This is a genomic window from Halomonas flagellata (genome assembly GCF_022487945.1).
Classification (GTDB): Bacteria; Pseudomonadota; Gammaproteobacteria; order Pseudomonadales; family Halomonadaceae; genus Halomonas; species Halomonas flagellata.
On sequence record NZ_JAKVPY010000001.1, the window covers coordinates 103,001 to 121,592 of the forward strand.

Sequence of the window (18,592 nt, forward strand, 5' to 3'; positions counted from 1 at the left end):
CGATCTCGAGAGTGGCCGGGCCGGTGTCGCTGTCACCAAAGTGGCCGTCGTCGCTGGTGCCATGGTGTGGGGTCGGCGGCGCTAGCTTCGATTCAAGGGCGGCCGTTCGCCGTCCCTCCGCGACCAATCGGTACGGGTCAGGAACGGAAAGGAGACATGATCATGTCCCAGGTCATCGAAAGCATCGAGCACCGCCAGGCGGCACCGGAGATCCTGCTCTATCCCCGGATCCGCAAGTCGCCGTTCTTCTATGCTTCCCGTCGTCACGGGGTGCGCAAGTACAGCGTCTACAACCATCACTATCACCCGCGGTTGTATACCGATCCGGTGGACGAGTACTGGGCCCTGGTGCAGGGCGTCACCCTCTGGGACGTGGGCGTGGAGCGCCAGATCGAGATCAGCGGTACGGACGCCTTCGCCTTCACCCAGATGCTGGTGCCCCGCGACATGCGCCAGTGCCAGGTGGGGCAGTGCAAGTACGTCTTCGTCACCGCCCCCGACGGCGGCATCATCAACGACCCGGTGCTGCTGCGCATCGAGGAGAACCGTTTCTGGCTGTCGCTGGCCGACAGCGATGTGCTGCTGTGGTGCCAGGGGCTGGCCTACCACGCGGGCATGGACGTCACCATCCGGGAGGTGGACGTGGCGCCGGTGCAGGTCCAGGGGCCCAAGGCCAAGCAGGTCATGCTCGACCTGTTCGGCGAACGGGTGCTGGAGATCCCCTATTACCACCTCATGGAGGCGGCGCTCGACGACATGTCGGTGGTGGTCTCACGCACCGGCTATTCCGGCGAGATCGGCTACGAGATCTACCTCCGCGATGCGACCCGTCACGGCGAACGCCTCTGGCAGCGGGTCTTCGAGGCCGGGCGACCCCATCAGATGCAGGTCATCGGCCCCTGCCATATCCGCCGCATCGAGGGGGGGATCCTCGCCTTCGGCTGCGACATCTGGTACGACACCAACCCCTTCGAGGTGGGCATGGGCTACGACTGGATGGTCGACCTGCGCGGCGACGACGACTTCATCGGCCGCGCGGCGCTGGAGCGCATCAAGGCCGAGGGGGTGTCGCGCAAGCTGGTGGGCGTGGAGATCGAGGGGCCGAGCGTCGGCTACTTCACCGACGGTTCGATGATCGACGTCTTCCCCGTGTATGACACCGCCGGCGAGCGCATCGGCAAGGTGACCTCGGCCACCCACTCGCCGCGCCAGGATCGCAATATCGGCTATGCCATGGTGCCGACGGCCCAAGCCGAGCTCGGCACGCCGCTGCGTATCGAAGCCAATACCGGGATGCAGGACGCCGTGGTGGTGCCGAAGCCGTTCCATGATCCACGCAAGGAAATCCCCAAGGGCTGAGCCATGAATGACCTGATGCGGTTGACCACTGCCGAGGAAATCGGCAGGAGCTGTGCGGCCCTGGCCGCCCCCCGCTACGAGCTGCTGCCGCTCAAGGGCATGCAGGAGGCGGCCCGGAGCCTGCCACCCGGCGCAGTGGTCACCATGACCTGCTCGCCACGGCACGGCCTCGAGCGGACACTGGAGGCGGCCGAGTGGCTGGTGGGGGCAGGCTTCCAGGCGGTGCCCCATATCGCCGCTCGCCTGGTCCGCGACCCGGCCCATCTGCGACGGCTGGTGGAGCGCATGCTGGCCGCCGGCATCGACGACTGCTTCGTGGTGGGCGGTGACGCCGACCGCCCCGCGGGGGAGTATCCCGGCGGGGTGGAGCTCCTCGAGGCCATGGCGGCCATGTCGCCGCGGCCGGCCCGCCTCGGGGTACCCGCCTATCCCGAGGGCCATCACCGCTTCGATGACCCTGACCTGCAGCGGGTCCTCGACGCCAAGGCGGCGCTGGCCGATTACGTCGTCACGCAGATGTGCTTCGAGCCCTCGACGGTGCTGGCCTGGCTCGAACGGCAGCGCCGGTCCGGCATGACACTGCCGGTCTATGCGGGGATCCCCGGCGTGCTGGACCGCACCCGGCTGCTGTCGGTGGCCATGCGCCTCGGCCTGGGCGCCTCGACCCGGGTGCTGAGCCGCCGCAAGGGGCTGGTCGGGCGCCTGCTGCAGTCCGACCTCTATCGTCCCGACGACCTGCTGCAGGGGTTGTTCCCGGCCCTGGGCGACGGCGGAATCGCCGGCCTGCATGTCTACACCTTCAATCAGGCGGCCGCCACCCGTGCCTGGCTGGCCGCGCATCACGCCGCGCACTGTCGGCGGCACGGGCTCGAGGGGCCGGAGATGTCGGAGGCCGCCACCGTCGAGCAGCCCGGCTGAGCCGTCGTGTCGGGCGAGGGCGGTACCCACTCGGCCCGCCCTCGTCTCCTGGTTGTCCCCGGTGGGTGACGGCGGGCGGCCGGGCCCACTCGGGCATCAGGACTGTCGTCGTTCGCCGACGGCTGGTCAGAGAATATGGAAGTCGCCTTCGCCTGCTGTCGTCGTCCCCCTGGGGGGCATATACTCAGGGCATCGCTTCGAGGAGGCGCAGGAAGCGCCACCCGATATCGCAACCCTTCCCGTGTCACGCATCTCCCGGAGCCGATGTTCCATCATCGCAAGAGGCGCCCGAGCGCCCCCCAAGGAGGTGACAGATGAGCAAGTCGATCATGGTCGGTACCACGCTGGCCGTGCTGGGCCTGGGCGGCCTCGCCTTCGGCACCTGGCAGGTGCAGCAGGAGAGCGGGCCGCAGTACGCCGAGATCGTCGGCGTCGAGGCGCTGACCCGCACCGTGGAGACGCCCCGCGAGGTGTGCGAGGACGTGGTGGTGAACCGGGAGGTGCCCGTGGAGGTGCCCGTCGCTCAGTCCAGCCAGGCGGCCGGTAGCCGCGATCCGCACCGGATCGTCGGGACCGCGGCCGGGGCCATTGTCGGTGGCCTGCTCGGCAACCAGATCGGCGGCGGCAGTGGCAAGAAGATCGCCACCGTGGCCGGCGCCGTGGGCGGTGGCCTGGCCGGCCGCGAGGTGCAGAACCGCGTCGAGGCCCGTCAGCATGCCCAGGCGGCTCAGCCCCAGACCCAGATCCAGATGCAGACCCAGAGCGTCACCGAGCGGCAGTGCCAGACGGTGGTGGATACTCATCAGGAAACCGAGGGCTACGAGGTCACCTGGCAGCATGGCGAGGTGATCCAGACCAGCCGTCTGGACAGCCCGCCCCAGGGCGACCGGGTGCTGCTCGAGGAAGGGCAGCCGCAGTGGCAGGTGGTGGTGCAGGGCGACAACGACGCCTGATTTTGGACGTGTATCTTCGACGCCAGCGGGGCCGCTCATCGAGCGGCCCCGCTGGCGTCAGGGGAGGGCGTGAAGGATCAGGGGGCCGTGGCCGGCGGGTGCGCTTCCCGCGGGGCATCGGCGTGCCTCGGTGACGGCGCTCAGACGTGACGCAGGTACCAGGCGTACTCCAGGTGGCTGACCTCCTGCATGGCCTGGGCGCGCTCGGCGCGCCGGTTGGCCACGAATACCCGGAGGAAGTCGTGGCCCAGCGCCTCGCCCAGTACCTCGTCGGCCTCGAGCAGGGCGAGGGCCTGGTGCCAGCTGTTGGTCAGGCTTGGCTCGAACTGCTCGTAGGCGTTGCCGCTGACGGCCGGGGGCGGCGACAGGCGCTGCTCCAGGCCGTAGGTGATGCCCGCCAGCAGCGTGGCCATCAGCAGGTAGGGATTGGCGTCCGCACCGGCGACGCGATGCTCGATGCGCCGTGCCGCATTGGGGCCCGAGGGAATGCGCAGGGCCACCGAGCGGTTGTCGTAGCCCCAGGTGGGTGCCATGGGCACATAGAGCCCGGGTTGAAAGCGGCGGAAGGAGTTGAGGTTGGGCGCGCAGATCGCCATGGAGGGCGGCATCAGCGCCAGCAGGCCGGCGATCGCCTGGCGCAACCGGGGCGTGCCCAGGGGGTCGCCATCCTCGGCGGCGAAGACGTTCGCCTCCGACTCGTCCAGCAGGCTGATGTGCACATGGGTACCGTTGCCGGCTTCCAGGCCATAGGGCTTGGCCATGAAGGTGGCCTCGAAGCCGTGGGTCAGCGCCACGCCCTTGATCAGCCGCTTGAGCAGCACGGCGCTGTCGCAGGCCGCCAGGGCATCGTCGCAGTGGACCAGGTTGACCTCGAACTGCCCCGGGGCGCACTCCTTGAGGGCCGTGTCCAGGGGCAGCCCCTGGGCGAGCGCCGCGGCCTGGATGTCCTCGAGGAAGTCGGCGTACTCGTCGAGCTCGAGCATCGAGTAGAGCTGGCTCTGGGTCGCCCGTTCGCCGCTGCCCGGCGAGCACGGCGGCTGGATCAACCCTTCGGCGGTGCGGGCCCGGTCGATCAGGTAGAACTCCAGCTCCACGGCGACCACCGGGGTCAGGCCGGCGCGGCGCAGGCGTTGCAGCACCCGGACGAGCACCTGGCGGGGGTCGGCGAAGAAGGGCGTCTCGTCGGCCTCGACCATGGTCATCAGCAGCTGCGCCTGGCGACCCCGCCGCAGCCAGGGGCTCGGCACCAGGGTGCCGGAAACCGGCCGGCAGACCCGGTCGCCGTCGCCGGTGGCGAGTCCCAGGCCGGTCTCCTCGATGGTGTTGCCGTTGATATCCAGCGCGAAGACCGAGGCCGGCAGGTTGACGCCGTCACGACACGCCTTCTCCAGGTTGTCGCGGGGAATGCGCTTGCCGCGCATCACGCCGTTGAGGTCGCTGATCAGCAGGTCGATGCTGTCGATATCGGGGTGGCGTTCGAGAAAGTCGCGAGCTTCATCGACGGGTAAGGACGACATGGTGTCACCTGTGGAGTCTGGTTCGTTGTTGATGGGGGTATCTTTCCGGCAGAGAGCTGGTGTTGTCAAATCCTTTACAACGATGTGGTGGGGTCTCGCCAGGATTTCACCTCATAAATCTTTTTTATTTATTTTTATATCAGTTGCTTAACCTCGAAAAGCTCGAGGCCTCATCAACAGTGTGTTGGCAAGGGAAATCAACGGCGGTATGTTGAGTAAAGTATAACAACCCGCATCATGAGTGTTTCGAGGAGGCTGCGATGCAGACCCGACCCCTGGTGGGCGTGATCGCCTGTCGCCGTGAGGTGGAGGGGCACCCCGCCCACATGGTCACCGACAAGTACCTGAGTGCCTTGCGCGACTATGGTCTGGCACCGGTGATCCTGCCGGTCTGGGAGGAGGCCGTGGAGGGCGACCTGCTGGCCCATCTCGACGGCCTGCTGCTGACCGGCAGTTACAGCAACGTGGCGCCGCGGCGCTACGGCGCCGAGCGTGCCCCCGAGAATACCCGCGACGACCCCCATCGCGATGCCGTGGCGCTGGCGTGCATTCCCGCCGCCCTGGACCTCGGCCTGCCGCTGCTGGGCATCTGCCGCGGCTTCCAGGAGATCAACGTGGCCTTCGGCGGCACCCTGCACCAGGCGGTGCAGGGGGTGCCCGGCCTGCTCGACCATCGCGAGCCGGCGGGTGATCGCGAGGCCCGCTATGCTCCGGCCCACGACCTGACGATCCTGCCCGGGGGCGTCCTCGCGGCGCTCTATCCCCGGCCGGGCGCCCGGGTCAACTCCCTGCACCAGCAGGGCATCGCCGAGCTGGGGCCGGGGCTCGTCGCCGAGGCCACGGCCCCCGACGGCCTGATCGAGGCGGTATCGGTGGCCGGCGCGCCGGCCTTTGCCCTGGCCGTGCAGTGGCACCCGGAGTGGCGACCCCGCGAGCATCCGCTCTACCACGCCCTGTTCGACGCCTTCGCCGGCGCCTGTCGCCAGCGGCGGTCGAGCCGCGCCGCTGCCCCGACCCGTGACCCGCTCTCGGCCTGATGGCCACCGACCCCGTTGCGGAGATTCCATCCATGCAGACCCCCGACGTTCACACCCATGAGTATCAGGCGCTGGACCGCGCCCACCACCTGCATCCCTTCACCGACTTCAAGGCCCTGGGCGAGGAGGGGAGCCGCATCATCACCCGCGCCGAGGGGGTTTATATCCATGACAGCGAGGGGCATCGCATCCTCGACGCCATGGCCGGCCTGTGGTGCGTCAACCTCGGCTATGGCCGCCAGGAGCTGGTGGACGCCGCCACCGCCCAGCTGCAGCAGCTGCCCTACTACAACAACTTCTTCAAGACCACCCACCCGCCGGCGGTCAGGCTGGCCGCGAAGCTGTGTGACCTCGCCCCCGCGCATATCAATCATGTGTTCTTCACCGGCTCGGGGTCCGAGGCCAACGACACCATGCTGCGCATGGTGCGCCGCTACTGGGCGCTCGAGGGCAAGCCGCAGAAGCAGTGGATCATCGCCCGCGAGAACGGCTACCACGGCTCCACCCTGGCCGGCATGAGTCTCGGCGGCATGGCGCCCATGCACGCCCAGGGCGGCCCGCCGGTGCCGAAGATCGCCCATGTGCGCCAGCCCTATTGGTTTGGTGAAGGGCGGTTTGGTGAAGACCGCGACCAGGGCCCCGACGCCTTCGGCCTCGCCTGCGCCGAGGCCCTCGAGGCGCGGATCCTCGAGCTCGGCGAGGAGAACGTCGCCGCCTTCCTCGCCGAACCGGTGCAGGGGGCCGGCGGCGCCATCATCCCGCCGGCCAGCTACTGGCCGGCGGTGAAGGCGGTGCTGGCGAAGTACGACATCCTGTTGGTGGTCGACGAGGTGATCTGCGGCTTCGGCCGGCTGGGCGAGTGGTTCGGCAGCATGCATTACGACCTCAAGCCCGACCTGATGCCCATCGCCAAGGGGCTGTCGTCGGGCTACCTGCCCATCGGCGGGGTGCTGGTGGGCGACCGGGTCGCCGATACCCTGATCGAGGAGGGCGGCGAGTTCTTCCACGGCTTCACCTACTCCGGCCATCCGGCCTGTGCCGCGGTGGCGTTGAAGAACCTCGAGCTGATGGACGCCGAGGGCATCGTCGAGCGGGTGCGCGATGATCTCGGCCCCTATCTGTCCCGCCGTTGGGCGGAGCTGGCCGACCACCCCATCGTCGGCGAGGCCCGCTCGCTGGGGCTGGTCGGGGCGCTGGAGCTGGTGGCCGACAAGGCCGGCGGCGGGCGTTTCGACAAGTCGCTGGGCGCCGGCAACCTGTGCCGTGACATCTGCTTCGAGCTGGGCCTGGTGATGCGTTCGGTGGGTGATACCATGATCATCTCGCCGCCGCTGGTGATCACCCGTGGCGAGATCGATGAGCTGGTGCGCCTGGCCCGCGCGGCCCTGGACGCGACCGCGGCCCGCCTGGCCGAGTTTCGCCAACCCGTTTCCGAGGAGTCCACCGCATGAGCATCGAGGCCCCCAAGACCCGTGACGACTGGCACGCCCTGGCACAGTCCTTGACACAGCCCCTGACGCTGGAGAGCCGCGCCTTTATCGACGACGCCTTCGTTGGCGCGGCAAGCGGCGAGACCTTCGACACCCTCAATCCCGCCACCGGCGAGACCCTGGCCCGCATCGCCAGCTGCGACGCCGCCGACGCCGAGCTCGCCGTGGGGCATGCCCGGGCGGCCTTCGCGCGGGGCGACTGGTCGCGGCTGGCGCCGGGCAAGCGCAAGAGGGTCATGCTCCGGCTCGCCGAGTTGATGGAGACGCACAGGCACGAGCTGGCGCTGCTCGATACCCTCGACATGGGCAAGCCGGTATCGAGTTCGCTGGGCGACACCGCCGGCGCCATCGCCTGCCTGCGCTACAACGCCGAGTCCATCGACAAGCTCTACGGCGAGGTGGCGCCCACCGGCGAGGAGAGCCTGGCGCTGGTGTTGCGCGAGCCCCTGGGGGTGGTGGCCTCCATCGTGCCGTGGAACTTCCCGCTGATGATGACCGCCTGGAAGATCGCCCCGGCGCTGGCCGCCGGCAACAGCGTGATCCTCAAGCCCTCGGAGAAGTCGCCGCTCTCGGCGCTGCGGTTGGCGCAGCTGGCCCGCGAGGCCGGCATTCCCCGCGGCGTCTTCCAGGTACTGCCCGGCTTCGGCCACACCGTGGGCAAGGCGCTGGCACTCTCCATGGAGGTCGACTGCCTGGCCTTCACCGGCTCCACCGGCACCGGCAAGCAGCTGATGCAGTACGCCGGCCAGTCGAACCTGAAGCGGGTCTATCTCGAGTGCGGCGGCAAGAGCCCGAATATTATCTTCGCCGACTGCAGGGATCTCGACAGGGTCGCCCGCCATGCCGCCGCGGCCATCTTCCACAACCAGGGCGAGGTGTGCATCGCCGGCTCCCGGTTGCTGGTGGAGAACGCGATCCGCGAGGCCTTCGTCGAGAGGGTCCTGTCTTGCGCCGAGAGCATGCAGCCCGGCGACCCGCTCGACCCGGCCAGTTTCATGGGCGCCATCGTCGACGAGGCCCAGCACCGGCGCATCCTCGACTATATCCGCCAGGGGGTGGAGGAGGGCGCCAGGCTATGCGCCGGCGGCCAGGCCATCGAGGGCCAGGGGCTCTTTATCCCGCCCACGGTGTTCGACGGCGTGACGCCGGCCATGACCATCGGCCGCGAGGAGATCTTCGGCCCGGTGCTCTCGGTATTCGGTTTCGACAGCGAGGAAGAGGCCGTGGCCATGGCCAACGACAGCGTCTATGGCCTGGCGGCGGGGCTGTGGAGCCAGGACATCGATCGCATCATGCGGGTGACGCGCCGGCTGCAGTCGGGGCAGGTGTTCGTCAACAACTGGGCCGGCGGCGACCAGACGGTGCCCTTCGGCGGCGTCAAGCAGTCGGGCAACGGCCGTGACAAGTCCCACCACTCCCTCGAGGAGTACTCGGAGCTCAAGAGCGTCTGGATAGCGCTGTCGACCTGAGCTCGGGTATCGTGAGCAGAACGACGACGCCGGCCCTCGAGGCCGGCGTCGTCGTCCTGGCGGCTCGCCTCAGGGCCGCGGCTGTTGCTGGGTGATGCAGTGGATGTTGCCGCCGCCGAGCAGGATCTCGCGGGCCGGCACGCCGATCACCCGGCGCCCGGGGAAGAGCCCCTGGAGGATCTCCCGGGCCGTCTCGTCATGGGCCGCGTCGAGCAGTGGCATCACCACCACCGAGTTGCCGATGTAGAAGTTGACGTAGGAGCCGGCCATGCGATCGCCGGGCCGACGCGGGTGCGAGTGGCTGAGGCGGTCGATGCCGCTGGCCTCGTCCTCGGCGATATGCAGCGGCCCCGGCTGGGGCAGCTTGTGCACCCTCAGGCGCCGGCCGTGGGCGTCGCGGCTGGCCTCGAGAACCTCGAGGGCCTCCCGGGAGATGGCATGCTGGGGGTCGGTCTCGTCGTCGCACCAGGTCAGGACCACCTCGCCGGGGGCGACGAAGCAGCAGAGGTTGTCCACGTGGCCGTCGGTCTCGTCGAGATGGCAGCCCCGGGGCAGCCAGATCACCTTCTCCACCCCCAGGGTGTCGCGCAGGATCCGCTCCATCTCCGCGCGGTCGAGGGAGGGGTTGCGGTTGGCGTTGAGCAGGCACTCCGCAGTGGTGATCAGGGTGCCCTCGCCGTCCACATGGAGGGCGCCGCCCTCGAGCACCACCGGCGCCTCGAAAAGCGGGATGCCGAGCATCTCGGCGATCTTGGTGCGGATGCGGCGATCCTTGTCCCAGGGGAAGTAGAGCCCGCCGTCGAGGCCGCCCCAGGCGTTGAACTCCCAGTCGACCAGGGCCAGGCGGCCATCCGGGTGGGTGAGGAAGGTGGGGCCCACGTCGCGCATCCAGGCGTCGTTGCTGGAGAGTTCCACCACCCGCACCTGGGGTGGCAGCTGGTGACGGGCGTTCTCGTACTGGTCGTCGTTGACGCCGACATACACCGTCTCGCTCTCGGCGATGGCGCTGGCCACCGCCACGAAGGCCTGCTGGGCCGGCTTGGCACCATAGCGCCAGGTGTCGGGCCGCTGGGGCCACAGCATCCAGCAGGCATCGTGGGGGGCGAACTCGGCGGGCATGGCGAAGCCCAGGGCCGCGGGGGTGGGTGCCCCGTCCGGCGTGGCGACGTTATCGGTCTCGAGGGGATGTGTCATGGTCGTTCTCACAGGTGGCCCACCATCAGGAAGACGGCGGCGGCGATGGCCGCGGCGATCAGCACATAGGGGAGCTGGGTCAGACTCACAATTATCGTTGTGGTCGTGGTCTCTAGGGGCCGGTCGCCCGGCCCGGGGCGGGTTACAGGAAGCCATCGGCCTTTAGAGAGGCCGTGGTGGCGGCGTAGGCCTCGTCGAGGATCGCCACCACCCTGTCCACCACCTCGCGGTCCCAGATCAGCGGCGGCGAGATGATATTGAGGTGGCCCACCGGACGGATGATCAGGCCGCGCTTCTGGGCCTCGGCGGCGACCCGGTCGCCGACCCGCGCCTCCACCGGCAGCAGTGCCTTGGTGGCCTTGTCGGCGACGTTCTCGATGGCCAGCATGAAGTGGCTCCCCCGCACGTCTCCCACAGTGGCGTGACCCGCCAGGGTCTTGAGCTTCTGCTCCAGGTAGGGCCCCACCTCGCGCACGTTCGCGCAGATCCCCTCGCGCTCCATGATCTCGATGTTCGCGAGCGCCGCCGCGCAGCTCACCGGGTGACCGGAGTAGGTGAAGCCGGTGCTCAGCACGCCGCCCTGGCGCTGGGGGGTGCCCAGCACCTCGAAGAGGTCATCGGAGATCAGGGTGGCGCCCAGGGGCGCATAGCCCGACGACAGCCCCTTGGCCACGTTGATGATGTCCGGCCGGGTGTCGAAGACTTCCTCGGAGGCGAAGAAGTGGCCCAGGCGGCCGAAGCCGGTGACCACCTCGTCGGCGATATAGAGGATCTGGTGGGCGCGACACACCGCCTGGATGCGGGCGTGGTAGCCCTTCGGCGCCATCAGCACGCCGCCGGCGCCCATGATCGGCTCGGCGATAAAGGCGGCGATATTGTCGGCGCCGATCTCGGCGATGGTCTCCTCGAGCTCCTGTACCAGATGATCGCAGTAGTCCGCTTCGCTCATGCCCTCGGGGCGACGGTAGCAATTGGCCTCGCTCAGATGGGTGACCAGGTGATCGAGGGTGTCGAACTCCCAGTTGTTGCACTCGATGCCGGTCAGGCTGGCGGCCAGGTAGGTGGTGCCGTGGTAGGCGTTGTTGCGCGACAGGATGCGCTTCTTGTCGGGCTTGCCCAGGCGGTTGAAGACGTAGTGCACCAGGCGGATGGTGGCGTCGTTGGCCGCCGAGCCGCCGCAGCTGTAGAACACGTGGTTGAGGTGGGCCGGGGCCAGCGCGGCGAGTTTGGCGGCCAGCTCCGCGGCCGGGGCGTTGGAGAGGTTGTTGAAGGTGGAGAAGTAGGCCATGCGGGTGGCCTGCTCGGCCATGGCCTGGCCGATCTCGGCGCGGCCGTGGCCCACGTTGACGCACCACAGGCCGGCGATGCCGTCGATGAAACGGTTGCCATGGGCATCCGAGATGTAGATGACGTCGCTGTCGGTGATCAGGTCGCAGCCCTTGTCGTGGAAGACGCTGAAGTCGGTGAAGGGGTGGATGAAATGATCCTTGTCCTTCTGCCACAGTGCCTGGGCATCGTAGTGTCGCGTCGGCTGGGTGGGGCGGGTGGGGGGCGCTGTCGGTGTCATGGGGTGGCTCCTCTCTCGGTGTCTCGTGGTGACCGACAGGGCCAGCCTAGTCAGGGTGAGGGAGTCGCCGGTATATCCTGATTGGGGTATATCGGCACCGCGATCGGCCGGCCTAGGGTGGAGGCACGGATTCACCGAACCAGCACATTTCACAAGTACAGGGAGGCAACCTGAATGAGCGTTTCCATCGACGGCCAGCGGCTCTGGGAGAGCCTGATGGCCATGGCCGAGATCGGCCCCACCGCGAACGGCGGCAACTGCCGACTGGCGCTCACCGAGGAGGATGCCGCCGGGCGGCGCCTGCTGATCGAGTGGTGCGAGGCGGTCGGCTGCACGCTGCGCGTCGACCGGGTCGGCAACCTCTTCCTCCGCCGCCCGGGTAAGCGTGACGACCTCGACCCCGTGGCCACCGGCAGCCACCTGGACACCCAGCCCAGGGGCGGGCGCTTCGATGGCATCCTCGGGGTGCTGGCGGGCCTCGAGGTGTTTCGCACCCTGCACGAGGCGGGTGTGGTCACCGAGCGGCCCCTGGAACTGGTGGTGTGGACCAACGAGGAGGGCAGCCGCTTCGCCCCGGCCATGGTGGCTTCCGGCGCCTATGCCGGGGTGTTCAGCGAGGCCTACACCCTGTCGCGGCGGGATCGCGACGGCGTGACCCTGGGCCAGGCCCTGGAGGCCACCGGCTTCGCCGGCGAGATGCCGGTGGGCGAGCCGCGCCTGGCGAGCTTCTTCGAGCTGCATATCGAGCAGGGCCCGGTGCTGGAAGAGGAGGGCGAGGCCATCGGCGTGGTCACCGGGGTCCAGGGCATGCGCTGGTTCGACCTGACCCTGCGCGGCCAGCCGGCCCATGCCGGCCCCACCCCCATGGCCTATCGCCGCGACGCCCTGGCCGCGGCGGCGCGACTGATCGACCGCCTGCAGGGCCATGCCCTGGCAGATACCAGCGGCGCGACCCGGGTCACCGTGGGCTGCCTGGAGATCGACAGCCCCTCGCGCAACGTCATTCCCGGCGAGGTGCGCCTCACCGTCGACCTGCGCCATGTCGATGAGGGCGAGCTGGACGCCCTGGAGAGCCGTTTCGAGCGCGAGCTGGCCGCCCTCGCCGAGGCCTTCGGCGTGGAGACCGCGAGCGAGCGGATCTGGGCCTCGCCGGTGGTGGCCTTCGATGCCGGCTGCATCGCGGCCGTGGAGCGGGCCACCCGTGCCCAGGGCGTCCCCTGGCGGCGCATGGTGAGCGGCGCCGGCCACGACGCCGTCCAGGTGTCGCGGGTGGCGCCGACCTCGATGATCTTCATTCCCTGCCGCGATGGCATCAGCCACAACGAGGCGGAGTACGCCACCCCGGAGCACTGCGCCCTGGGTGCCCAGGTGCTCTGCGAGGCCTTGCTGGAGCGCGCCAACCGCAGCGCCGTCAGCTGACGGGCGATGCTGAATAGTTCAACCGCTGCGCTGGCGCGAGACCAGCGCCACGTGGTCGAGGAACAGCCGAAACAGCTGCGACTGGCTGGAGACCTCGAGGCGCTGGTAGATGTGCTTGCGGTGGACCTTGACGGTGCCGTCGCTGATGGCCAGCTCCCGGGCGGCCGACTTGGTGGAGTGGCCGGCGAGCAGCAGGCGCACGATCTCCTGCTCGCGGGCGGTCAGCACGCCGGCACCGAAGCTGGCGAAGGCGGCCTCCACCGGGGCCTGTGCCTCCAGGTGCTGCTGGAAGTGCCCGCCCTGCCATTTCCAGTAGTCGATCAGCAGGGCCTCGATGACCGGCGAGGCGTTGCGCAGTGCCTGCAGCGCCCGCCGCTTGAGCGGCATGTCCGCCCGGAAGCCCAGCGATACCACCATCACCACGTCCTGCGTCACCCGGGCGAAGAGCCCGACCTCGTCCACCAGCCCCAGGGCACGGTAGTAGTGGGCATAGTAGTCGCTCGACTCGAAGCGGTCCGGCGCCAGTTCCCGCAGCCGGTGGGCGCCCTGGTCGAGGCCCTCGCGCACCGCGGTGAAGAAGGGGTCGAGCAGGTAGGCCTCGCTGAGATAGCGGTCGATGCCCTGTGCGCGACTCTCCGCCGGGTAGTCGTCGTGGATCAGCAGCGGCCGCTGGCGGCCGTGGTAGGTGTTGATCAGGATGGTGTCGAAGGGAACCAGCGCTCTCAGGGTCTGCTCCAGCCGGGCGGGGAAGTCCCGGCTGGCTGCCGCCTGGATCAGGCCGGCCAGGTGCCGGTGCCAGCCGGCACTGCCGCGGCCGGCAAGGAAGTCGCGGTCAAGCTCGCCGGTGGGCGGCAGCGGGTGTTTCATGGGTGACTCGTGACGGGGGGCGGTCGCCAGACGATACCTCACGGGGTGGCGATGACCAAGCCGGCGTCCGAGTCGCGATAGCCGAAACGACAAGGCCGGCTCCAGGGAGCCGGCCTTGTCATGGCTAGGGGACGTGAGCAGGCGATCAGTTGCCGCCGCCGCCGGCACCGCCGCCGCCGCCGCCGGCACCACCGCCGCCGCCGCCGCCGCCGCCGCCGCCGCCGGCACCACCGCCGGCGTTACCGCCGCCCATGCCTCCAGCACTACTGCCGCCCATGCCGCCGGCACTGCTGCGGCCATCGGACGCGGTAGCGCCCATGCTGCCGGCCGGGTCGCCGGCCTCGGTGCTGCGGCCTTCGCTGGCGTTGTCGCTGACGGCCTGGCCGTCGACACCCCCCTCGGTCACCGCCTCGCGGGCGGTGTCGAGGCCGAACACGGCCGCTTCGGGGGCGTCTTCCCGTACGTCGTCCAGGCTGTCCTGAGCCTGCTGAGTGGTGGCGGGCTCGCTCTCCTCCACGACCACCTCATCATCCACCTCATCGTCGGCTTCCTGGGCCATCACGGCCAGGGGCAGCAGCGCGATGGCCAGGGCCAGGGGAATCAGGATTCGTGTCTTCATGTCATGTCCTCCTTCGGGTAAGGCATTGCATCCGCTGCATGGGCATGAGCTTGCCCTCGACAACGTCTTTCCCTTCAGCCACCTGCAGCCGGCCTCTTGTCGATCGGGCCCTGCTGGCAGGATGCGGTATAACCGGGCAGCAGGCAAGCGACCACTTTGCTCGCCCGGATACTGGAGCAGGGTGGGGCTCAGAACGCCCGGGCCGGGGTGGTGCAGCTGACCAGGCGACAGGGTATTTCGCCGGGGTTGCGGAAGCGGTGGGGGACGTTGGTCTCGAAGTAGTAGGCCTCGCCGGGGCCGAGTCGCCGGGTGTCGGCACCGATGGTGATCTCGATCTCGCCCTCCAGCACCACGCCGGCCTCCTCGCCCTGGTGGGTGATCATCTCGCGGCCGGTGTCGGCGCCGGCCGGGTAGGTTTCGATCATGAACGACAGGGCGCGGTCGTGGCGGTTGGCGCCCACCAGCTTGTAGATCACGTCGCCGCTGCCCACGTCGGCCAGTTCATCGGCCGAGTAGAACACCTGCCGGCGGCTCTCCAGGTCCATGGTGAAGAAGTCGCCGACGCTCATGGGGATGGCGTCGAGGATCTTCTTCAGCGAGCTGACCGAGGGGCTGACCTTGCCCTGCTCGATCAGCGACAGGCTGGAGTGGGTGACGCCACAGCGCTTGGCCAGCTCGCGCTGGGAGATCCCGCGCAGGGTGCGCAGGGCCCGCAGGCGGGCGCCCACATCGTCCGACATCCGGATGTCCTCTTGTTCAGACGGTGGCCGTCGTCCGGGCGCCGCCGGACGACGAGCCTCCCGTTGCGTCTCAGCAGAGCGCGTCGAGCTTCTCCTTGAGAAGCGCGTTGACCTGCTGGGGGTTGGCGGTGCCGCGGGAGGCCTTCATCACCTGGCCGACGAAGTAGCCGATCATCTTGCCGCGCTTGTCCGGCTCGGCGTCGCGGTACTGGGCCACCTGGGCGGGGCTGTCGGCGATCACCTGGTCGATCATCGCCTCGATGGCGCCGGTGTCGGTGACCTGCTTGAGGCCCTTGGCCTCGATCACCTCGTCGGCGCTGGCCCCCTCGCCGTTCCACAGGGCCTGGAAGACCTGCTTGGCCGCCTTGCCGTTGATGGTATCGTCCATCACCCGCGCGATCAGTTCGCCGAGCGCCTCGGCCGAGACGGGGCTGTGCTGGATCGGCAGGCCCTCGCGGTTCAGGGCGCCCGAGAGCTCGCCCTGGACCCAGTTGGCGGCCTGCTTGGCGTCGCCGCAGACGTCCTTGACCCGCTCGAAGTACTCGGCCATCTCGCGGCTCGCCGAGAGCACCCCGGCGTCGTAGGCGGAGAGGCCCAACTCCTTCTCGAAGCGGGCGCGCTTGTCGGCGGGCAGCTCCGGCAGGGTCTCGCGCAGGTGGTCGACATAGGCCCGGTCGAGCACCACCGGCAGCAGGTCGGGGCAGGGGAAGTAACGGTAGTCGTTGGCCTCCTCCTTGGTGCGCATGCTGCGGGTCTCGTCGCGGTCGGGGTCGAACAGGCGGGTCTCCTGGACCACCTGGCCGCCGTCCTCCAGCAGCTCGATCTGCCGCTCGACCTCGAAGGCGATGGCGCGCTCGACGAAGCGGAAGGAATTGACGTTCTTGATCTCGGCGCGGGTGCCGAACTCGGCCTGGCCCTTGGGGCGCACCGAGACGTTGACGTCACAGCGCATCGAGCCCTCGGCCATGTTGCCGTCGGAAATTCCCAGATAGGTCACGATGGAATGGATCGCCTTGAGGTAGGCGGCGGCCTCCTTCGCGGAGCGCAGGTCCGGCTCGGAGACGATCTCCAGCAGCGGGGTACCGGCGCGATTGAGGTCGACCCCGGTCATGCCGTGGAAGTCCTCGTGCAGCGACTTGCCGGCATCCTCCTCGAGGTGGGCGTGATGCACCCGGACGCGCTTGGTGCTGCCGTCGTCGAGGGTGATCTCCACCTCGCCGGCGCCGACGATGGGGTGGTACATCTGGCTGGTCTGGTAGCCCTTGGGCAGGTCCGGGTAGAAGTAGTTCTTGCGGTCGAACACCGAGACCTCGGGGATCTCGGCGTGGATCGCCAGGCCGAATTGCACCGCCATGGCCACGGCGGCCTCGTTGAGCACCGGTAGTACGCCGGGCAGCCCCAGGTCCACGGCGCAGGCCTGGGTGTTGGGCTCGGCGCCGAAGGCGGTGGAGGCGCCGGAGAAGATCTTGGAGCGGGTGGCGAGCTGGACGTGGACCTCCAGCCCGATCACGGTTTCCCATTGCATCAGACATTCTCCTCGGCGATGGCCGGACGGCGGCGGTGCCAGTCGGTGGCCTGCTGGAAGCGGTGGGCGACGTTAAGCAGGCGCGCCTCGGCGAAGTGGGTGCCCAGGATCTGCAGCCCCACCGGGCGACGCCCCACGAAGCCGGCCGGCACGCTGATGCCGGGGAGGCCGGCCAGGTTGACGGCGATGGTGTAGATGTCCTGCAGGTACATCGACACCGGATCCTTGTTGGCCCCCAGGTCGAAGGCCGGGGTCGGCGAGGCCGGGCCCATCAGCACGTCGACCTCCTCGAAGGCATCGAGGAAGTCCTGGCGGATCAGCCGGCGGACCTGCTGGGCCTTCTTGTAGTAGGCGTCGAAGAAGCCCTCGGAGAGGGTGTGGGTACCGATCAGGATACGCCGCTTGACCTCCTCGCCGAAGCCCTCGGCCCGTGACCGCTCGTAGAGGTCGATCAAATCCTGCGGGTTGTCGCAGCGGTGGCCGAAGCGCACCCCATCGTAGCGCGACAGGTTGGAGGAGGCCTCGGCCGGGGCGATCACGTAATAGGCCGGTATCGCATAGTGGGTGTGCGGCAGGCTCACCTCGCGCACGCTGGCCCCCAGCGACTCGTAGACCTTCACCGCCTCGCGCACCGCGGCTTCCACCTCGGGGTCGAGTCCGTCGCCGAAGTATTCGCGTGGCAGGCCGATCTTCAGCCCGGTCAGGGGGGCCTCGAGCTCCGCGGTGTAGTCGGGCACGCCGCGGGCCACGCTGGTGGAGTCGCGCAGGTCATGGCCGGCGATGGCTCCCAGCAGCCGGGCGCAGTCCTCGGCCGTGCGCGCCATGGGGCCGGCCTGGTCGAGGCTCGAGGCGTAGGCGATGATGCCGTAGCGCGAGACCCGGCCATAGGTGGGCTTGAGGCCGGTGATGCCGCAGAAGGCCGCCGGCTGGCGGATCGAGCCGCCGGTGTCGGTGCCCATGGCGGCGGGCACCAGGCCGGCGGCCACCGCGGCGGCGCTGCCGCCGGAGGAGCCCCCCGGCACGGCGGTGGGGTCCCAGGGGTTCTTCACCGAGCCATGGAAGCTGTTCTCGTTGGAGGAGCCCATGGCGAACTCGTCCATGTTGGTCTTGCCCAGGCTCACGGTGCCGGCGGCCTTGAGCCTCTCGACCACGGTGGCGTCGTAGGGGGCGACGAAGTTGTCGAGCATCCTCGAGCCGGCGCTGGTCTTGACGCCGCGGGTGCAGAAGATGTCCTTGAGCGCCAGCGGCAGGCCGTCGAGCGGGCCGGCCTTGCCCGCCGCGCGGGCGGCATCGGCAGCATCCGCGGCGGCCAGGGCCTGCTCGGCAGTCACGGTGATAAAGCTGTTGAGATCACCGTCGAGGCGCTCGATGCGTGCGAGCAGGTGCTCGGTCAGCTCGCGGCTCGAGAACTCGCCGGCCTCGAGGGCGACGGCGAGTTCGCTGAGTGTCTTGTCATGCATGGGCCTAGGGCTCCGTCAAAGCTTGCCGGGAACGGAAGGTGCCGGATGGGTCATTCCACCACCCGGGGGACCAGGTAGAGGCCCTTCTCGACCGCCGGGGCGCAGCGTTGGAAGTCGTCGCGGTGGTTGGTCTCGGTCACCTCGTCGGCGCGCAGGCGCTGGGTGGCGTCCAGCGGGTGGGCAAGGGGGGCGACGCCTTCGGTGTCCAGGCTCTGCAACTGGTCGACCATCGCCAGGATGCGACCCAGGTCGTCCACGTAGCGCGCCGCCTCGTCGTCGTTCAGGCCGAGCCGGGCCAGGCTGGCGGCCCGCATCACCTCTGCGTGTTCAAGCGCCATGGTCAGGGTTCCTCGAACGGGGTGGGTCATGGAAATGACCGCAAAATGTACCACATCCGGCGCCTCTCTGGCAGCTCCGGCGGGCGCCTCATGCCGGGGCCTTTCGCTTGCTGCTGGGGG

Annotated in this window: 16 protein-coding genes; 7 read left to right on the forward strand and 9 right to left on the reverse strand. The window is 69.1% G+C overall.

The window, feature by feature from the left end; genetic code table 11:
* Positions 1 to 162: 162 nt before the first annotated feature.
* From MKP05_RS00480 to MKP05_RS00490, 3 genes are all read left to right on the forward strand, one after another.
* Complete coding sequence (locus MKP05_RS00480; protein WP_110281891.1) at positions 163 to 1,359, forward strand: glycine cleavage T C-terminal barrel domain-containing protein; 1,197 nt, start codon at positions 163 to 165, stop codon at positions 1,357 to 1,359.
* A gap of 3 nt (positions 1,360 to 1,362) precedes the next feature.
* Positions 1,363 to 2,277, forward strand: a complete 915-nt coding sequence (locus tag MKP05_RS00485; protein WP_240566589.1) for a methylenetetrahydrofolate reductase — start codon at positions 1,363 to 1,365, stop codon at positions 2,275 to 2,277.
* A 314-nt stretch (positions 2,278 to 2,591) separates the two neighbouring features.
* On the forward strand, positions 2,592 to 3,230 hold the full coding sequence (locus MKP05_RS00490; protein ID WP_110281889.1) for a glycine zipper 2TM domain-containing protein: 639 nt from the start codon (positions 2,592 to 2,594) through the stop codon (positions 3,228 to 3,230).
* 140 nt (positions 3,231 to 3,370) lie between these two features.
* Here MKP05_RS00490 and MKP05_RS00495 read toward each other — a convergent pair whose 3' ends face one another.
* Positions 3,371 to 4,747 carry a glutamine synthetase family protein gene (locus MKP05_RS00495; protein ID WP_240566590.1) on the reverse strand — a complete coding sequence of 459 codons (1,377 nt, stop codon included), beginning with the start codon at positions 4,745 to 4,747 and terminating at the stop codon, positions 3,371 to 3,373.
* A gap of 260 nt (positions 4,748 to 5,007) precedes the next feature.
* Here MKP05_RS00495 and MKP05_RS00500 point away from each other — a divergent pair, with 260 nt between their 5' ends.
* The 3 genes from MKP05_RS00500 to MKP05_RS00510 are packed head-to-tail and all read left to right on the forward strand — an operon-like array spanning position 5,008 to position 8,743.
* Complete coding sequence (locus MKP05_RS00500) at positions 5,008 to 5,784, forward strand: gamma-glutamyl-gamma-aminobutyrate hydrolase family protein (protein ID WP_110281887.1); 777 nt, start codon at positions 5,008 to 5,010, stop codon at positions 5,782 to 5,784.
* 32 nt (positions 5,785 to 5,816) lie between these two features.
* On the forward strand, positions 5,817 to 7,235 hold the full coding sequence (locus tag MKP05_RS00505; protein ID WP_240566591.1) for an aspartate aminotransferase family protein: 1,419 nt from the start codon (positions 5,817 to 5,819) through the stop codon (positions 7,233 to 7,235).
* Positions 7,232 to 8,743: an aldehyde dehydrogenase gene (locus MKP05_RS00510; protein WP_240566592.1), complete on the forward strand. Its 1,512-nt coding sequence runs from the start codon at positions 7,232 to 7,234 to the stop codon at positions 8,741 to 8,743. Before MKP05_RS00505 ends, MKP05_RS00510 begins: the two co-directional genes overlap by 4 nt.
* A gap of 69 nt (positions 8,744 to 8,812) precedes the next feature.
* On the opposite strand, the gene aguA is transcribed toward MKP05_RS00510, so the two are convergent.
* Both aguA and MKP05_RS00520 read right to left on the reverse strand, forming a co-directional pair.
* Positions 8,813 to 9,937 (reverse strand): agmatine deiminase, encoded by a 1,125-nt coding sequence (gene aguA, locus MKP05_RS00515; protein ID WP_240566593.1) that lies wholly within the window; start codon positions 9,935 to 9,937, stop codon positions 8,813 to 8,815.
* Between the two features lie 142 nt (positions 9,938 to 10,079).
* A complete protein-coding gene (locus MKP05_RS00520) occupies positions 10,080 to 11,504 on the reverse strand; it encodes an aminotransferase (protein ID WP_240566594.1) in 1,425 nt (474 codons plus the stop codon).
* A gap of 174 nt (positions 11,505 to 11,678) precedes the next feature.
* Here MKP05_RS00520 and MKP05_RS00525 point away from each other — a divergent pair, with 174 nt between their 5' ends.
* Positions 11,679 to 12,923: a Zn-dependent hydrolase gene (locus MKP05_RS00525; protein WP_240566595.1), complete on the forward strand. Its 1,245-nt coding sequence runs from the start codon at positions 11,679 to 11,681 to the stop codon at positions 12,921 to 12,923.
* Between the two features lie 18 nt (positions 12,924 to 12,941).
* Here the strand turns inward: MKP05_RS00525 and MKP05_RS00530 are convergent, their stop codons facing one another.
* The 6 genes from MKP05_RS00530 to gatC form a co-directional block, all read right to left on the reverse strand.
* Positions 12,942 to 13,790, reverse strand: a complete 849-nt coding sequence (locus MKP05_RS00530; protein WP_240566596.1) for a helix-turn-helix transcriptional regulator — start codon at positions 13,788 to 13,790, stop codon at positions 12,942 to 12,944.
* A gap of 145 nt (positions 13,791 to 13,935) precedes the next feature.
* Positions 13,936 to 14,409, reverse strand: a complete 474-nt coding sequence (locus MKP05_RS00535) for a hypothetical protein (RefSeq protein ID WP_240566759.1) — start codon at positions 14,407 to 14,409, stop codon at positions 13,936 to 13,938.
* 188 nt (positions 14,410 to 14,597) lie between these two features.
* Entirely contained in the window at positions 14,598 to 15,149 is a 552-nt protein-coding gene (locus MKP05_RS00540) for a cupin domain-containing protein (protein ID WP_110281880.1), read from the reverse strand.
* 70 nt (positions 15,150 to 15,219) lie between these two features.
* Complete coding sequence (gene gatB / locus MKP05_RS00545) at positions 15,220 to 16,674, reverse strand: Asp-tRNA(Asn)/Glu-tRNA(Gln) amidotransferase subunit GatB (protein WP_240566597.1); 1,455 nt, start codon at positions 16,672 to 16,674, stop codon at positions 15,220 to 15,222.
* Positions 16,674 to 18,134: an Asp-tRNA(Asn)/Glu-tRNA(Gln) amidotransferase subunit GatA gene (gene gatA, locus MKP05_RS00550; protein WP_240566598.1), complete on the reverse strand. Its 1,461-nt coding sequence runs from the start codon at positions 18,132 to 18,134 to the stop codon at positions 16,674 to 16,676. The genes gatB and gatA overlap by 1 nt, the downstream gene beginning before the upstream one ends.
* Positions 18,135 to 18,184: 50 nt before the next feature.
* Positions 18,185 to 18,472 (reverse strand): Asp-tRNA(Asn)/Glu-tRNA(Gln) amidotransferase subunit GatC, encoded by a 288-nt coding sequence (gene gatC, locus MKP05_RS00555; protein ID WP_110281877.1) that lies wholly within the window; start codon positions 18,470 to 18,472, stop codon positions 18,185 to 18,187.
* Positions 18,473 to 18,592: the final 120 nt, after the last annotated feature.

Coding starts and splice junctions, on each gene's coding strand:
- MKP05_RS00480 (WP_110281891.1), top strand. CDS start 163: ATGTCCCAGGTCATCGAAAGCATCGAGCACCGCCAGGCGGCACCGGAG.
- MKP05_RS00485 (WP_240566589.1), top strand. CDS start 1,363: ATGAATGACCTGATGCGGTTGACCACTGCCGAGGAAATCGGCAGGAGC.
- MKP05_RS00490 (WP_110281889.1), top strand. CDS start 2,592: ATGAGCAAGTCGATCATGGTCGGTACCACGCTGGCCGTGCTGGGCCTG.
- MKP05_RS00495 (WP_240566590.1), bottom strand. CDS start 4,747: ATGTCGTCCTTACCCGTCGATGAAGCTCGCGACTTTCTCGAACGCCAC.
- MKP05_RS00500 (WP_110281887.1), top strand. CDS start 5,008: ATGCAGACCCGACCCCTGGTGGGCGTGATCGCCTGTCGCCGTGAGGTG.
- MKP05_RS00505 (WP_240566591.1), top strand. CDS start 5,817: ATGCAGACCCCCGACGTTCACACCCATGAGTATCAGGCGCTGGACCGC.
- MKP05_RS00510 (WP_240566592.1), top strand. CDS start 7,232: ATGAGCATCGAGGCCCCCAAGACCCGTGACGACTGGCACGCCCTGGCA.
- aguA (WP_240566593.1), bottom strand. CDS start 9,937: ATGACACATCCCCTCGAGACCGATAACGTCGCCACGCCGGACGGGGCA.
- MKP05_RS00520 (WP_240566594.1), bottom strand. CDS start 11,504: ATGACACCGACAGCGCCCCCCACCCGCCCCACCCAGCCGACGCGACAC.
- MKP05_RS00525 (WP_240566595.1), top strand. CDS start 11,679: ATGAGCGTTTCCATCGACGGCCAGCGGCTCTGGGAGAGCCTGATGGCC.
- MKP05_RS00530 (WP_240566596.1), bottom strand. CDS start 13,790: ATGAAACACCCGCTGCCGCCCACCGGCGAGCTTGACCGCGACTTCCTT.
- MKP05_RS00535 (WP_240566759.1), bottom strand. CDS start 14,409: ATGAAGACACGAATCCTGATTCCCCTGGCCCTGGCCATCGCGCTGCTG.
- MKP05_RS00540 (WP_110281880.1), bottom strand. CDS start 15,149: ATGTCGGACGATGTGGGCGCCCGCCTGCGGGCCCTGCGCACCCTGCGC.
- gatB (WP_240566597.1), bottom strand. CDS start 16,674: ATGCAATGGGAAACCGTGATCGGGCTGGAGGTCCACGTCCAGCTCGCC.
- gatA (WP_240566598.1), bottom strand. CDS start 18,134: ATGCATGACAAGACACTCAGCGAACTCGCCGTCGCCCTCGAGGCCGGC.
- gatC (WP_110281877.1), bottom strand. CDS start 18,472: ATGGCGCTTGAACACGCAGAGGTGATGCGGGCCGCCAGCCTGGCCCGG.